The sequence below is a fragment of the Actinoplanes sp. NPDC049118 genome, from assembly GCF_040648555.1.
In the GTDB taxonomy this organism is placed as follows: domain Bacteria; phylum Actinomycetota; class Actinomycetes; order Mycobacteriales; family Micromonosporaceae; genus Actinoplanes.
The window spans coordinates 52,571-66,785 of sequence record NZ_JBEZDY010000012.1 but is presented as its reverse complement, the minus strand read 5'-3'; the positions used below and the strand labels follow the sequence as shown (position 1 = coordinate 66,785).

Below are 14,215 nucleotides of genomic sequence, written 5' to 3'. Positions count from 1 at the left end.
GCGGCCAGACTCTCGCTCACTGGTGCTCCCTCTCCTTACCGCCGGGCCTGGCGGACCAGCAGCCAGACGAAGTAGATGCCGCCTACCGAGACGGTCACGATGCCGACCGGCAGCTGGGTCGGCGCGAACGCGCGCTGGGCGAGCCAGTCGCTGAGCATCAGGAGGAAGGCGCCCATCGCCGCCGACGGCAGCAGCGCGATGCCGCCCGTGCGGGTGAGCCGCTGTGCCAGCTGCGGCGCGGCCAGCGCGACGAAGGCGATCGGCCCGGCGGCCGCCGTCGCGACCGCGGTCAGCCCGACCCCGATGACCAGGTACGCGAGCCGGGTCGGCTCCACCCGTACGCCCAGAGCGGCCGCCGCGTCCTCGCCCATCTCCAGCATCGACAGCCGGGGCCCGAACGCGATCAGCGCCAGGCAGAGCACGCCGACGCCGGCCGCGACCGGGACGACCTGGGACCAGCCGAGCCCGTTGAGGCTGCCCTGCGACCAGATCGCGGCGGCGTACGCCGCCTGCAGGTCGGCCTTGATGATGAACCACTGGTTGGCGGAGGCGAGCATGGCGCTGATCGCGATGCCCACGATGATCAGCCGGAAGCCCTGCACGCCCCGCTTGAAGGCGAGCACATAGACCACGATCGCGGTGACCAGGCCGCCGACCAGCGCGCCGGCCGCGGTGACGTAGTAGGAGTTGCCGACGAACACGGCGGCGACGAGCACCCCGGTGTACGCGCCCGTGCTGAACCCGATGACGTCCGGGCTGCCGAGCGGATTGCGGGTGAGCGCCTGGAAGACGGCACCGGCGAGCCCGAGCGCGGCACCGATGATCAGCGCGAGCAGCACCCGCGGCAGCCGCCACTCGACGACGACGAGCCGCGCCGCCCGGGTGCCCTCACCGGCCAGCGCCCGCAGCACGTCCCCCGGCGAGAGGGTGAACTCGCCGGTGCCGAGCGCCAGCACGGCCACGGCCAGCGCGGCCAGCACGAGCAGCAGGCTGACGACCGCGGGCCGCACGCTCATCCGGGCCGAGGCGTTGCGGTGCGGCCGGAGCACCAGCACCCGGCGGCCGAAGTCGACGCTCACAGCCCGCTCACCCGGGACCGGCGAACCCACCAGATGAGCACGGGCGCGCCGACGAACGCGGTGACGACGCCGACCCGCAACTCGCCGGGCCGCACGATGAGCCGCCCGACGATGTCGGCGAGCAGCAGCAGGATGGGCCCGCACACGACGGTGTATACGAAGATCCAGCGCTGATCCGGCCCGACGATCCAGCGCACGACGTGCGGGACCATCAGGCCGACGAAGCCGATCGGCCCGACCGCGGCGGTGGCGGCGCCGGCCAGCAGCATTACCGAGACGGTGGCCAGGAGCCGGGTCCGCCCGATGCCGGCGCCGAGCGTGCGGGCCAGGTCGTCGCCGAGCGCCACGGCGTTCAGCGAGCGGGCGACCAGCAGGGCGAGCACGGCACCGGCGAGCACGAACGGCAGGATCGTCGTCGCGACCTCGAGGGGGCGGCCGGCGAGCGAGCCGACGTCCCAGAAGCGCAGGTAGTCGAAGGCGCGCGGCCGGACCATCCGGATGCCACCGGAGATGCCGTCCATGACCGCGCCGAGCGCGACACCGGCGAGCGTCAGCCGGATCGGCGTGGCACCGGCCCGCCCCACGGATCCGAGCAGGTAGACCAGGCCCAGCGCGAAGGCGACACCGGCGAAGCCGAACCACATGTACTGCGACAGGCTGGTCAGGCCGAGCACGCCGACCGCGAACACCACGAACAACCCGGCCCCGGCGTTGATGCCGAGGATCTGGGTGTCGGCGAGCGGGTTGCGGGTGACCGCCTGAATGACCGCACCGGACAGTCCGAGTGCGACACCGGCGAGCAGGCCCAGGATCGTGCGCGGCACCCGCAGGTCCCGCACGATCGACTGGTCGTCGGTGTCGGCGAAGTGGAAGAACGCGTCCCACACCGTGCCGACGGAGATGTTGCGGGTGCCGAGCGCGATGCTGGCGAGGCAGACCAGCGCGAGCACGCCAAGGCAGGCGAGTAGCCCGGCAACCCGCCTTCCCCGCCCGGCCGCGGCACCCGCCGCGGCGACCGGCCCCGGCCGCACGGGAGCCGGCGTACGCGTGAGGACCATGCGGCGAAGCTTAGGCTAACCTTCCTAGCGCGTCACCACCGCGCCACCATCGACTGACGCCGGTGCGTCACCAGCGCTCGAGGCGCGCGGAGAGCACCGCGAGCGCGGCCATCCCGGCCGTCGAGGTCCGCAGCACCGCGTCGCCGAGCCGTACCGGATGCGCGCCGGCGCCAACGAAGGCACCCAGTTCCTGGTCGGTGATACCGCCCTCGGGCCCCACGATCAGCACGATCTCCCCGGCGCCGGGGAGCTTGGCCGCGGTGAGCCGGTCGGTGGCCTCCTCGTGCAGCACGAACGCGGCGGCGGCCTCGGACAGCCGCGCCGCGACCCGCTTGGTGCTGACGTCGGGGTCGCCGGAGACGGCCGGAAGCCACGGCCTCCTCGCCTGCTTGGCGGCCTCGCGCGCGGTGCTGACCCACTTCTCCCGGGCCCGCTCGCCGCGGTCGCCGCGCCACTGTGCGACCGACCGCGAGGCGGACCAGGGCACGATCTCGTCGACCCCGATCTCGGTCATGGCCTGCACTGCGAGCTCGCCCCGGTCGCCCTTGGCGATCCCCTGCACCACGACGAGCCGCGGATCGGGCGCCTCCCGGAAGTCCCGGCCGAGGACGGCGACGTCGATGCTGCCCCGGCCGACGGCGGTGACCTCGGCGGTGGCGGTCCCGCCCCGCCCGTCGCCGAGCAGCAGCGTCTCGCCGACCTTCAGCCGCTGCACGGTGGCGGCGTGATGCCCCTCGGCGCCGGCCAGGGTGTACCGCTTCCCGCCGGGCAGGTCATCAACCAAGAACAGAGGCGCAGACACCAGCACACGCTACCCAACATCGCGCGCCGGAGATCACCGGTCGGGCACGTCGGCCCGCTCAGTGCCCGTTGAAGGCGTCCCGCATGCGGGAGAAGAATCCGCCCTGCTTGCTCAGCTCGGCGATGTCCTCACCCCGGGTCTTGGCGAAGTCGCGCAGCATCCGCTCCTGGTCGGCGGTCAGCTTGGTCGGCGTCTTGACGTCGAGGTGCACGAAGAGCTCGCCGCGGCCCTGGCCGCGCAGGTGCGGCACGCCCTTGCCGCGGATGCGCAGGGTCGATGCCGGCTGGGTGCCCGGCTTGACCTCGATGTTCTCCTCGCTGTCCAGCGTCTTGATGGTCAGGCGCGTGCCCAGCGCCGCCGCGGTCATCGGCAGGGTCACCCGGCAGTGCAGGTCGTCGCCCTTGCGGGAGTAGACGTCGTGCGGGCGTTCGTGGATCTCGACGTAGAGGTCGCCCGCCGTGCCGCCGCCCGGGCCCACCTCGCCCTGCTGGGCCAGGCGGATGCGCATGCCGTCCTCCACGCCCGCCGGGATCTTCACCGTCAGGGAGCGGCGGGTGCGGATGCGGCCGTCGCCGGCGCAGGTGGGACAGGGCTGCGGGATGACCGTGCCGTGCCCCTGGCAGACCTGGCAGGGCCGGGCCGAGACGACCTGGCCGAGGAAGGTGCGCTGCACCGACTGGACCTCGCCGCGGCCGCCGCACGTCTCGCAGGTCGCGAGGTGGGTGCCGGGCGCGGTGCCCGCGCCGGAGCACTGGGTGCAGAGCACGGCCGTGTCGACGGTGATCGGCGCCTCGACGCCGAAGGCCGTCTCCACCAGGTCCAGTTCGAGGCGCAGGATCGCGTCGGCGCCCGGGCGGGTACGCGGCCGCGGGCCGCGGGAACCGCCGCCGGCGGCCGTTCCGAAGAAGGCGTCCATGATGTCCTGGAAGCCCACGAACGGTCCGGCTCCGCCGGGCCCGCCGGGGCCCGCCCCGCCACCGGGTGCCAGCGGGTCGCCGCCGAGGTCAACGATCTGACGCTTCTGGTCGTCCGAGAGGACCTCGTACGCCGCGTTGATGTCCTTGAACTTCTCGTGCGCTTCCGGGTCCGGATTGACGTCCGGGTGGAATTGACGGGCCAGCTTGCGGTAGGCGCGCTTGATCTCGTCGTCGGTGGCTTCGCGGCCGATGCCGAGAATTCCGTAGTAGTCCTTGGCCACAGGGTTTCGAGTCCTCATGTCTGCCCCGCGCTTCGCGCTGGAGACCTTCGTCGCGGTTGCGTCAGTTTTGTGCCAGCAGGTCGCCAACGTAGCGTGCCACGGCACGCACGGTCGCGATGGTGCCGGGGTAATCCATCCGGGTGGGCCCCAGCACGCCGAGCCCACCAACGATCGTCGTGCCCGGTCCGTAACCCGTGCTCACCACGGATGCCGCCCGCAGGTTGTCGATCTCGTTCTCGTCGCCGATGCGGACCCGGGTGGTGCTGGGCTCGACCTCGCCGATGAGCTTGAGGAGGATGACCTCCTCCTCGAGCGCCTCCAGGACCGGCCGCAGCGAACCCTGGAAGTCCAGCACGCCGCCGCGGGTCAGGTTCGCCGTACCCGCCAGGGCGAGGCGTTCCTCACTGCGCTCGACCAGCGTCTCCAGCAGCACCGACGCGACGCAGGCCATCGTGGTGCGCTTCTCCGGGTCCGACTCGTCGACCAGGGCGGCCACCAGCGGCGGGGTGTCGGACAGCTTCTCGCCGCTCAGCTTGGCGTTGATCTTGCGGCGCATGTCCAGCACGTCGTCGGTCCGCGTCGGCCCCGGCAGCTCGACCAGGCGCTGCTCGACCCGCCCGGTGTCCGCGATCATCACCAGCATCAGCCGGGTGGTGGAGATCGGGACCAGCTCGAGGTGGCGCACCGACGAGCGGGCCAGGCTCGGATACTGCACGACGGCGACCTGGCGGGTGAGCTGGGCGAGCAGGCGCACCGTGCGGTGCACCACGTCGTCGAGGTCGACCGCGCCGACCAGGAAGCGCTCGATCGCGCGCCGCTCGGCCGGGCTCAGCGGCTTGACCCGGGACAGCCGGTCGACGAAGAGCCGGTAGCCGGCGTCGGTGGGCACCCGGCCGGCGCTGGTGTGCGGCTGCCGGATGTAGCCCTCCTCCTCGAGCACGGCCATGTCGTTGCGGACCGTCGCCGGGGAGACGCCGAGCTGGTGCCGCTCGACCAGTGCCTTGCTGCCGACGGGTTCCTGGGTCGACACGTAGTCCTCGACGATGGCGCGGAGCACTTCGAGCTTGCGGTCATCGAGACTCACGCCGAACCCCTCCCCGCCGTTTTGGCACTCCTCAAAGTCGAGTGCCAGTCTACGTCGCCGCCACGCCCCGCGCGATGATCAATCCTGAGCACCCGCGGCAGTTAGCCGACTGTCTATTCTCCGACCTCGACCGGTGTGTTTCCCTCGCCACGTTCGACCTGCGGTCTTACCGTGTGCGACATGACTGAACCGCCGCGCCCGCCCGGTGAGGGGAACCCCTCGGACCCCACCGCGCCATTCAACCCATATCCGGGTAACGATCCGGCCCCCGGATCGACCCCGCCGCCGCCCCCGGCGTACGGCTCCCCGCAGCCGCCGACCTACGGCACCCCGCCCACCTCGGGCGGGGGCTACGCACCGCCGCCGTCGTCCGGCGCCGGTGGCTACGGCCCCCCGCCCGGCCAGGGCGCCCCGGGTTACGGGCCGCCTCCCGGTGGCACGCCGTACGGCGCGCCTGGCGCCTACGGCCAGCAGCCCGGCGGTTACCCGCCGCAGGGCTACGGGCCGGGCAACGACGACAAGACCTGGATCCTGGTCGCCCACTTCGGCGGCGCGGCCGGCGCCTTCCTCGGCGGCGGCTGCTCGGGCTGGATCGCGCCGCTGGTGGCGCTGCTGGCCCGGGGCAACCAGTCCCCGGTCGTGCGCGCCGAGGCGGTCAAGGCGCTGAACTTCCAGATCCTCTGGTCGATCATCGCGCTCGTCGGCTGGGTGCTGACCTGCGCGCTGGTCGGGTTCATCATCGGCCCGGCGGCCTGGGCCATCGGCACGATCTTCGGCATCATCGCCGGCGTCAAGGCGAACAACAACGAGCCGTACAACTACCCGATGACGGTCTCGATGATCAAGTAGTGGCCGTTCGTGACGCCGGGCTCCAGCCCGGCGTCACGGCAGCAGGTCGCGGATGACCGCGTCGGCGAGCAGCCGGCCACGCAGCGTCAGCACGACCCGGCCGTCGGAGTAGGCGCCGGGCTCCAGCAGGTCGTCCGCGAGGGCCTGCGCGGCTCCGGCCAGCCCGACCGCGTCGAGCGCGGCCACCGGCAGCCCGTCGCGCAGGCGTACCCGCAGCATCACGTCCTCGACGTGGCGGTCGGAGTCCGTCAGGATCTCGCGCCCCAGCCCGGGCGAGACGCCCTCTTCAACCCTTTTCGCGTACGCCGTGGGGTGCTTGACGTTCCACCACCGCACGCCGCCGACGTGGCTGTGCGCGCCCGGCCCGAGCCCCCACCAGTCGCCGCCGGTCCAGTAGAGCAGGTTGTGCCGGCAGCGCGCCTCCGGCGACGTCGCCCAGTTGGACACCTCGTACCAGGAGAAACCCGCACCGCCGAGCGCGGCCTCCGCGGCCAGGTAGCGGTCCGCGGCGACGTCGTCCTCCGGGTACGGCAACTCGCCGCGACGCATCTTCGCCGCCATCCGGGTGCCGTCCTCGACGATCAGCGAGTACGCGCTGACATGATCCACCCCGGCCTTGATCACCGTGTCCAGCGAGGCGGCGAAGTCCTCCGGCCGCTCCCCCGGCGTCCCGTAGATCAGGTCGAGGTTGACGTGGTCGAAGCCGGCCTCGCGGGCCTCGATCGCGGCCTGCGGCGCCCGGCCCGCCGTGTGCTTGCGGTCGAGGATCGCCAGCACGCCCGGGGCGGCGGACTGCATGCCCAGCGAGATGCGGGTGTAGCCGGCCCCCCGCAGCGCCCGCAGCGAGCGCGGGTCGACCGACTCGGGGTTGGCCTCGGTGGTGATCTCGGCGTCGCCGGCCAACCCCCAGGTCTTGTCGATGCCCTCGAGGATCCGGCCGAGGTCGCGCGGGTCGAGCAGGGTCGGGGTGCCACCGCCGACGAACACGGTGTCGACCCGGGCGCCGGTGACGGTCGCGGCCAGCCGCAGCTCGGCCAGAACCGCGTCGGCGTAGCCCTCCCGGCTCGCGCCGCCGCCCAGCTCAGCGGCCGTGTACGTGTTGAAGTCGCAGTACCCGCAGCGGCTCGCGCAGAACGGGACGTGGACGTAGACCCCGAACCCGCGCCGGCCGACCGCGCCCAGGGCGCTGTCGGGCAGGGAGCCGTCGCTGGGTACGGGCTCGCCGTCGGGTGGAGGACCAGGCATCCGTCAAGTGTGCACGCACACGGCTAAGGTTCCGCCATGGAGCTGGTCCGTACCGCCACCGACGCCGGGGTCGCCACCTTGACCCTCGACAGCCCGGCGAACCGCAATGCCCTTTCCGCCCTGCTGATGCGCGAGCTGCTCGACGCGCTCGGCACCGCCCTCACGGACCCCGAGGTCCGGGCGGTGGTGATATCGCACACCGGGCCGGTCTTCTGCTCGGGCGCCGACCTGAAGGAGACCGCGGCGGCCCGCGAGACCGGCAAGATACCCGCCGAGCTGCTCGCGGACGTGCTGGCGGCGATCTGGGAGTTCCCCAAGCCGGTCCTGGCCCGGATCGCCGGCCCGGCCCGGGCGGGCGGGCTCGGCCTGGTCGCCGCCGCGGACATCGCCGTCTGCGTCCGGGAGGCGACGTTCGCGTTCTCCGAGGTGCGGCTCGGGGTGATCCCCGCCGTGATCAGCGCCACCGTGCTTCCGCGGCTCGCGCCCCGCGCCGCGGCCGAGTACTACCTGACCGGGGACGTCTTCGACGGCGCACGGGCCGCCGAGATCGGGCTGGTCACGGCCGCGGTGGACGCGGACGCGCTGGACTCGACCGTCACCGCGTACACGAATGCCCTGGTCCGCGGCGGTCCGCTGGCCCTGGCCGGCACCAAGCAGCTGCTGCGCCGGCCGCCGGCCGACAACATCCGCGCCGACCTGGCCGACCTGTCGGCCCGCTCGTCGGGCTACTTCCGATCGGAGGAGGGGCGCGAGGGCGTCGCGGCCTTCCGGGAGAAGCGTCCCGCCTCGTGGGTACCGGTCACCCACGACGCGAGCGCTCGTTGATTACGCTTGTCACCTGACGGAGGGAGTGTGCGTGCGGAGAAAGCCGGTTGTACTGGTGGCTCTGCTCGCGCTCGTCGGCGCCCTCGGGGTCGTCGTGGCCGTCAATTCGATCGGCGGAAAGCTGAACCTGCCGCGCCTCGGGCCCGAGTGCACGGTGCGCGCCGACGGCGAGGTCACGCTCGACCTGGTCCAGATGGCGAACGCGGCGACGATCGCCGCGGTCGGCGTGCGGCGCAAGATGCCCGAGCGGGCCGTGGTTGTCGCCCTGGCCACCGCCTTCCAGGAATCCAAGCTGGAAAACCTGGAGAGCGGTGACCGGGATTCGGTCGGGCTGTTCCAGCAGCGGCCCAGCCAGGGCTGGGGCACCCCGGAGAAGATCCAGGATCCCCGGTACGCCGCGGGCAAGTTCTACTCCTCCCTCAAAAAGGTCAAGGGCTGGGAGCGGATGCGGGTGACCGACGCGGCGCAGAAGGTGCAGCGCTCGGCCTACCCGAACGCGTACGAGAAGTGGGCCGACGAGTCCGCCGTGCTCGCCAAGGCGCTGACCGGCGACGCCATCGGCGCGGTCGAGTGCACGATCAGCGGCGAGCCCGCCCTGCGCGGGGCCGCGGCGGCCACCGCGCTGGCCGACGGCATGCGACTCGACTGGGGCAACGGCCTCGACTCCATCGGGTCGGCGCGGGCCGACGGCCTGACCGTCGCCGTCAAGGACGTCAAGATCGGCTGGCGCTACGCGCACTGGCTCGTCTCACACGCGAGCGGCACCGGCCTCTCGCGGGTGCGTTTCGCCAGCCTCGAGTGGAACGCGGCCGACGGCAAGTGGCAGCCGGTAACCGGCGAGCGGACCGCGGACAACGGCACCGTCGTCGCCGAGGTCTTCAGCTGAGCGGCACATCGAAGGACGTGAGCAGGAAAGCCCCGCACCTCACCTTCGCATTCTCCGCCGTTCGGGTCACCCGGGACCACGCCTCGGATGTTCCCTGGTCATAGCGCTGCGTATACATCGACATGGACAGACAGCGACCGGACTGGTACTAGTTATTCGTGCTCCACGCCATCGAATGGGTCCTCCTCGGAGCCGTGAGCGTCATCGCCGTCATCATCGGAGTCAGCCGCCACAAGCCGGCCCGGGTCGGCCCATGGCTACTGATCGCCGCCGCCGTCACCTCGCTGGCCGTCGGTGACGTCTTCTACGCCCTGCGCCGGTCCGCGGCCGCTGACGTCTCCTACCTGGCGATGTTCGCCTTCGTTGCGCTGGCCATGCTCCAGCTGACCCGCGGCGGCGCGATCCTGATGAACCGCGCCCGGCTGATCGATCTGCTCGCGTTCACGTGCTCGGCGCTGCTGGTGGTGTGGGTCTTCGTGATCGGCGACAGCGGCCAGTTCGGCAGGATCTCGCCGGCCGACGTGATCGGCGGCCTGCTGCTGGTCGGCGTCGCCGTGCGGCTGATCGTGGCGGCCTGGTTCAACTGGTCGGCGGTGCTGCTGGGCGTGGGCGCGCTGGGCATGCTGATCAGCGACATCACCTACCCGATGGCGCCGAACGCCGCGACCGAGGCCGGCTACGTCGTGCTCTACCTGGCCTGGGGCGCCGCGGCGCTGCACCCGTCGATGGCCCGGCTGACGAGCCCGATGCCGACCCGCCCGGCCACGTGGCAGAGCCACTGGACCGCGCTGCTCGGCCTCTCCGTGGCGACGCCACCGCTGGTCCTGCTGATCGAGTCCCTGTCCGGCACGGTCCGCGACGGCGTGGCGATCGCCGTGGTCGGCGGCCTGACGCTGGTGCTGACCTTCACCAGGCTGGCGGATTCGGTCTCACAGAACGGCCAGGCGCTGACCCGCGAACGGGCCCTGCGGGAGGCCAGCGCGGCCCTGGTCGCGGCGGCCGACGAGACGGCGGTGGACGAGGCCGTCCGGGCCGCGGTCACGCAGCTGCTGCCGCCGCACGACGTGCGGCGCATCGTCTTCGCGACGGACGACCGTCAGCTCACCCTGGCGGCCCTCCCGGCGGCACAGGCGGGTCCCCGCCCCCGCAGCTGGTGGCTGGACGAGAAGGAGCGGACCGACTTCCAGGGCGTGGCCGAGGCCACACTGGTCTGTCCGCTGTGGCTGGAACCGCTGGCGGTCGCCCGCCCGAACGGCGGTGCGCTGGTGCTGTCGGGCCGCCTGGACATGCTGACGGCCAGCCGCGACGCCTTGGAGGTGCTGGCAGGGCAGGCCGCGCTGGCCCTGGACCGGATCTCGCTGGTGGAGGCGGTCGGCCGCCGCGACAGCGACCTGTACCTGCGTGCGGTGATCCGCAACACCGCCGACGTGATGCTGGTGATCGACGAGGACAAGCAGATCCGGTACGCGAGCCCGGCGCTGCGCGAGCTGATCGGCGTGGCGGACCTGCCGCCGTTCACCACCCTCCACGACCTGGTGCACCCCGACGACCGCGGCCAGGTACGCCGGGCGCTGCAGGACGAGGGCGACGGGGTGGTGTACTGCGCGCTGCAGCGCACGGACCAGCGCCAGATCCTGGTCGAGGCGACCTACCGCGACCTGCGGGAGGACCGCCTGGTGCAGGGCTACGTGGTGACGATGCGCGAAGTCACCCACTCGCACGACCCGATGGATCGGGTGCCACACCTGGAGCACGTGGACGAGCTGCCGGCCTGGGTCAACCGCCGCAGCGCGCAACACAAGTTCCGCTTCTGATCCGTGCCCGACGCACCGAAGCCCCGGACGAGGTCCGGGGCTTCGTCTGCGGTCGACTCGGTCAGCGGGTGATGCGGCGACGGCCGCTGGCACCGACCACCAGGGCGACCCCGATGGCGGCCAGCACGATCTGGAACGCCAGCTCGATCCAGTCGATGCCGCCGGTCTTGTCGACGCCGAAGGCGCGGGCGAGCACCGTGCCCAGCAGGGCGGCGACGACACCGATGACCATGGTCAGCCAGATCGGGATGTTCTGCTTGCCGGGTACGACCAGGCGGCCGAGCGCGCCGATGATCAGGCCGATGATGAGTGCGGTGATGATGCCGGTGACGGTCATTTGGGGTCCCCCTCGGGGTCGAGAAGCTGTCGCGTTCGTCTGACCCCGAGAATTCCCGAGCGTTCCGGAAACCAAACCGCCCTATTTCTTGGCCTTGCTGTCACCCGAATCGGAGGTTGACAGCGCGGCGATGAAGGCCTCCTGCGGCACCTCCACGCGGCCGACCATCTTCATCCGCTTCTTGCCTTCCTTCTGCTTCTCGAGCAGCTTGCGCTTGCGGCTGATGTCACCGCCGTAGCACTTGGCGAGGACGTCCTTGCGGATGGCGCGGATGGTCTCCCGGGCGATGATCCGGCTGCCGATGGCGGCCTGGATCGGCACCTCGAACTGCTGCCGAGGGATGAGTTTCTGCAGCTTCGACGCGATGGTCACGCCGTAGTTGTATGCCTTGTCCTTGTGCACGATCGCGCTGAACGCGTCGACGGGCTCACCGTGCAGCAGGATGTCCACCTTGACCAGGTCGGCGACCTGCTCGCCGGAGGGCTCGTAGTCGAGCGACGCGTAGCCCTTGGTCTTGCTCTTGAGCTGGTCGAAGAAATCGAAGATGATCTCGCCGAGCGGCAGCGTGTAGCGAAGTTCCACCCGTTCGGTGGACAGGTACTCCATGCCGAGCAACTGGCCCCGCCGGCTCTGGCAGAGCTCCATCACCGCGCCGACGTACTCGTTGGGCACGAGGACCGTCGCCCGCACCACCGGCTCGTGGATCTCGGCGATCTTCCCCTCGGGGAACTCGCTCGGATTGGTCACGACGAACTCGGCGGCATCCTCGGTGAAGACCCGGTAGACCACGTTCGGCGCGGTCGAGATCAGATCCAGGTTGAACTCGCGCTCGAGCCGCTCCCCGATGATCTCGAGGTGCAGCAGGCCGAGGAAGCCACACCGGAACCCGAACCCGAGCGCGGCGCTGGTCTCCGGCTCGTAGGTCAGCGACGCGTCGTTGAGCTGCAGCTTGTCGAGCGCGTCACGCAGCGCCGGGTAGTCGGAGCCGTCGATCGGGTACAGCCCCGAGTAGACCATCGGCTTCGGGTCGGAGTAGCCGCCCAGCGCCTGCTTGGCCGGCCGGTTGTTGCCGGTGACGGTGTCGCCGACCCGGGACTGGCGAACGTCCTTGACGCCGGTGATGAGGTAGCCCACCTCACCGACACCGAGGGCGCCGGCCTTCTCCATCTCGGGCGAGACGACGCCGATCTCCAGCAGCTCGTGCACGGCCCCGGTGGACATCATCTTGATCCGGTCCCGGGCCTCGATCCGCCCGTCGATGACCCGGACATAGGTGACGACGCCACGGTAGACGTCATACACCGAGTCGAAGATCATCGCGCGGGCCGGCGCGTCGGCGTCGCCGACCGGCGGCTGGAACTGCCGGACGACCTCGTCGAGCAGGTGCGCCACCCCGACCCCGGTCTTGCCGGAGACCCGCAGCACGTCCGACGGCTCGCAGCCGATGAGCTTGGCGAGCTCCTCGGCGTACTTCTCGGGCTGGGCCGCCGGCAGGTCGATCTTGTTGAGCACGGGGATGATGTGCAGGTCGTTCTCCATCGCCAGGTACAGGTTGGCGAGGGTCTGCGCCTCGATGCCCTGCGCCGCGTCGACGAGCAGGACCGCGCCCTCGCAGGCGGCGAGGCTGCGGGAGACCTCATAGGTGAAGTCGACGTGCCCAGGCGTGTCGATCATGTTGAGGACCGCGGTGTCGCCCGTGCGGTCGCCCTCCCGGACGACCCAGGGCATGCGCACGGCCTGGCTCTTGATGGTGATGCCGCGCTCGCGCTCGATGTCCATCCGGTCGAGATACTGGGCGCGCATCTGCCGTGGGTCGACCACGCCGGTGATCTGCAGCATCCGGTCGGCCAGGGTCGACTTCCCGTGGTCGATGTGCGCAATGATGCAGAAGTTCCGGATGCGACCCGGATCAGTCGCTCCGATGATGTTCACGCCGGGGTCGAGCGGTCCAGGCACGATCGTCCGTTCTTCTCAAGCGAGCTGGCTACCGGCGAAGGCGCCGGCAATGTCTATCGTCCCACGCCGCCACCGAGCGCCAGGATCACACCCGGTCGAGGGGCAGGTGAGGCGAACCGGGAAGGTCGACGCTGATCGGATCCCCGGGCCGGATCGTGCCGCCGTGCAGGACAACGGCCATGACCCCCGCCTTGCGGACCAGATCGCCCCGACTGTCTCGGCCGAGGACGTGTTTGAGCAGGCCGGTGCGGTAGGTGTTGATCTGCTGGCAGGGGTTACGCAGGCCCGTGACGATCACCGCCGGCCGGGGGATGCCTCCGTCCCCGGCGGGACTCCCGGCCGCATTCTCGGCCTCGATCCGCGCGGCGAGGACCGTGACGACGGAGGCGACGGCGGCCTCGGTCTTCGTGGCGGCCGCAGCAGCGACAACGGCCGCAGCGCCGCCCGCCGGCCCGACCCCCGCACCATCCGCGAACCCGACCCGATCCGCCGGACCATCCGAGCCCTCAACCGGAACCTCGGCGCCACCCGGAGACCCGGTCCCAACCGCCCCACCATCCGTGCCCCCGACCGGAACCTCGGCGCCACCCGCAGACACGGTCCCAACCGCCCCACCATCCGTGCCCCCGACCGGAACCCCGACGCCACCCGCAGACCCCACCCGAGCCCCCGCACCATCCGGGGGCCCGCCCGGGTCCGCCGTTCCGTTCGAGGGTTCGGCCGTGGTTGCGGCAGTGGCCTCACCCGCCGGCAGCGGACCGAAGCGCAAGATCGTGCCGACCGGCAGGTCGAGCAGGTCAAGGCCGGTCGTGGTGATGTTCTCCCCCAGGCCGCCCGCCGGCACCTCGTAGCCCTCCGGGCGCACCTCGTCGTGCAGTTCGGCGTGGATGAGATGGACCTGGCGCAGGTTGGGCTGGGTCGGGTCCGCGGCTACCCGGCTTCGATGCCTGACCGTCACGCCCGCGTGCACGTCACCCACCACGCCGAGTCCGGCGACCAGGGTGATCTCGTCCCGGGTCGGCTTGGTGAACGAATACACGTCGTTGCTGCTCACCGAGGCGACAACGCCCCGCAAGCCCGGT

General features: G+C 71.6%; 13 protein-coding genes. 4 read left to right on the top strand and 9 right to left on the bottom strand.

Annotated elements, in window-relative coordinates; all coding sequences use genetic code 11:
* Positions 1 to 35: 35 nt before the first annotated feature.
* The 5 genes from AB0B58_RS20195 to hrcA all read right to left on the bottom strand — a co-directional run bounded on the left by AB0B58_RS20195 (position 36) and on the right by hrcA (position 5,221).
* On the bottom strand, positions 36 to 1,079 hold the full coding sequence (locus tag AB0B58_RS20195; RefSeq protein ID WP_360225424.1) for an iron chelate uptake ABC transporter family permease subunit: 1,044 nt from the start codon (positions 1,077 to 1,079) through the stop codon (positions 36 to 38).
* The gene (locus tag AB0B58_RS20190) at positions 1,076 to 2,137 is read right to left on the bottom strand and encodes an iron chelate uptake ABC transporter family permease subunit (RefSeq protein ID WP_360225422.1); all 1,062 of its coding nucleotides are present in this window, start codon (positions 2,135 to 2,137) and stop codon (positions 1,076 to 1,078) included. The genes AB0B58_RS20195 and AB0B58_RS20190 overlap by 4 nt, the downstream gene beginning before the upstream one ends.
* A gap of 67 nt (positions 2,138 to 2,204) precedes the next feature.
* The gene (locus tag AB0B58_RS20185) at positions 2,205 to 2,939 is read right to left on the bottom strand and encodes a 16S rRNA (uracil(1498)-N(3))-methyltransferase (protein ID WP_360225420.1); all 735 of its coding nucleotides are present in this window, start codon (positions 2,937 to 2,939) and stop codon (positions 2,205 to 2,207) included.
* A 58-nt stretch (positions 2,940 to 2,997) separates the two neighbouring features.
* Positions 2,998 to 4,137: a molecular chaperone DnaJ gene (gene dnaJ, locus AB0B58_RS20180; protein WP_360225904.1), complete on the bottom strand. Its 1,140-nt coding sequence runs from the start codon at positions 4,135 to 4,137 to the stop codon at positions 2,998 to 3,000.
* 61 nt (positions 4,138 to 4,198) lie between these two features.
* The gene (gene hrcA, locus AB0B58_RS20175; protein WP_360225418.1) at positions 4,199 to 5,221 is read right to left on the bottom strand and encodes a heat-inducible transcriptional repressor HrcA; all 1,023 of its coding nucleotides are present in this window, start codon (positions 5,219 to 5,221) and stop codon (positions 4,199 to 4,201) included.
* 180 nt (positions 5,222 to 5,401) lie between these two features.
* Between hrcA and AB0B58_RS20170 the strand changes: the two genes are divergently transcribed.
* A complete protein-coding gene (locus AB0B58_RS20170; protein ID WP_360225416.1) occupies positions 5,402 to 6,070 on the top strand; it encodes a DUF4870 domain-containing protein in 669 nt (222 codons plus the stop codon).
* Positions 6,071 to 6,103: 33 nt separating this feature from the next.
* Here the strand turns inward: AB0B58_RS20170 and hemW are convergent, their stop codons facing one another.
* Complete coding sequence (gene hemW, locus AB0B58_RS20165) at positions 6,104 to 7,315, bottom strand: radical SAM family heme chaperone HemW (protein WP_360225414.1); 1,212 nt, start codon at positions 7,313 to 7,315, stop codon at positions 6,104 to 6,106.
* A 36-nt stretch (positions 7,316 to 7,351) separates the two neighbouring features.
* Here hemW and AB0B58_RS20160 point away from each other — a divergent pair, with 36 nt between their 5' ends.
* The 3 genes from AB0B58_RS20160 (at position 7,352) to AB0B58_RS20150 (ending at position 10,840) form a co-directional block, all read left to right on the top strand.
* Positions 7,352 to 8,140, top strand: coding sequence for an enoyl-CoA hydratase-related protein (locus AB0B58_RS20160; RefSeq protein ID WP_360225412.1), 789 nt, complete (start codon positions 7,352 to 7,354; stop codon positions 8,138 to 8,140).
* 25 nt (positions 8,141 to 8,165) lie between these two features.
* Entirely contained in the window at positions 8,166 to 9,026 is an 861-nt protein-coding gene (locus AB0B58_RS20155; protein ID WP_360225410.1) for a hypothetical protein, read from the top strand.
* Between the two features lie 194 nt (positions 9,027 to 9,220).
* Positions 9,221 to 10,840 (top strand): PAS domain-containing protein, encoded by a 1,620-nt coding sequence (locus AB0B58_RS20150; protein ID WP_360225408.1) that lies wholly within the window; start codon positions 9,221 to 9,223, stop codon positions 10,838 to 10,840.
* 61 nt (positions 10,841 to 10,901) lie between these two features.
* Here AB0B58_RS20150 and AB0B58_RS20145 read toward each other — a convergent pair whose 3' ends face one another.
* From AB0B58_RS20145 to AB0B58_RS20135, 3 genes are all read right to left on the bottom strand, one after another.
* Positions 10,902 to 11,177 (bottom strand): GlsB/YeaQ/YmgE family stress response membrane protein, encoded by a 276-nt coding sequence (locus AB0B58_RS20145; protein ID WP_360225406.1) that lies wholly within the window; start codon positions 11,175 to 11,177, stop codon positions 10,902 to 10,904.
* A gap of 81 nt (positions 11,178 to 11,258) precedes the next feature.
* On the bottom strand, positions 11,259 to 13,133 hold the full coding sequence (lepA, locus tag AB0B58_RS20140) for a translation elongation factor 4 (RefSeq protein WP_360225404.1): 1,875 nt from the start codon (positions 13,131 to 13,133) through the stop codon (positions 11,259 to 11,261).
* Between the two features lie 85 nt (positions 13,134 to 13,218).
* Positions 13,219 to 14,187 carry a transcription elongation factor gene (locus AB0B58_RS20135; RefSeq protein ID WP_360225402.1) on the bottom strand — a complete coding sequence of 323 codons (969 nt, stop codon included), beginning with the start codon at positions 14,185 to 14,187 and terminating at the stop codon, positions 13,219 to 13,221.
* Between the last annotated feature and the right edge of the window lie 28 nt (positions 14,188 to 14,215).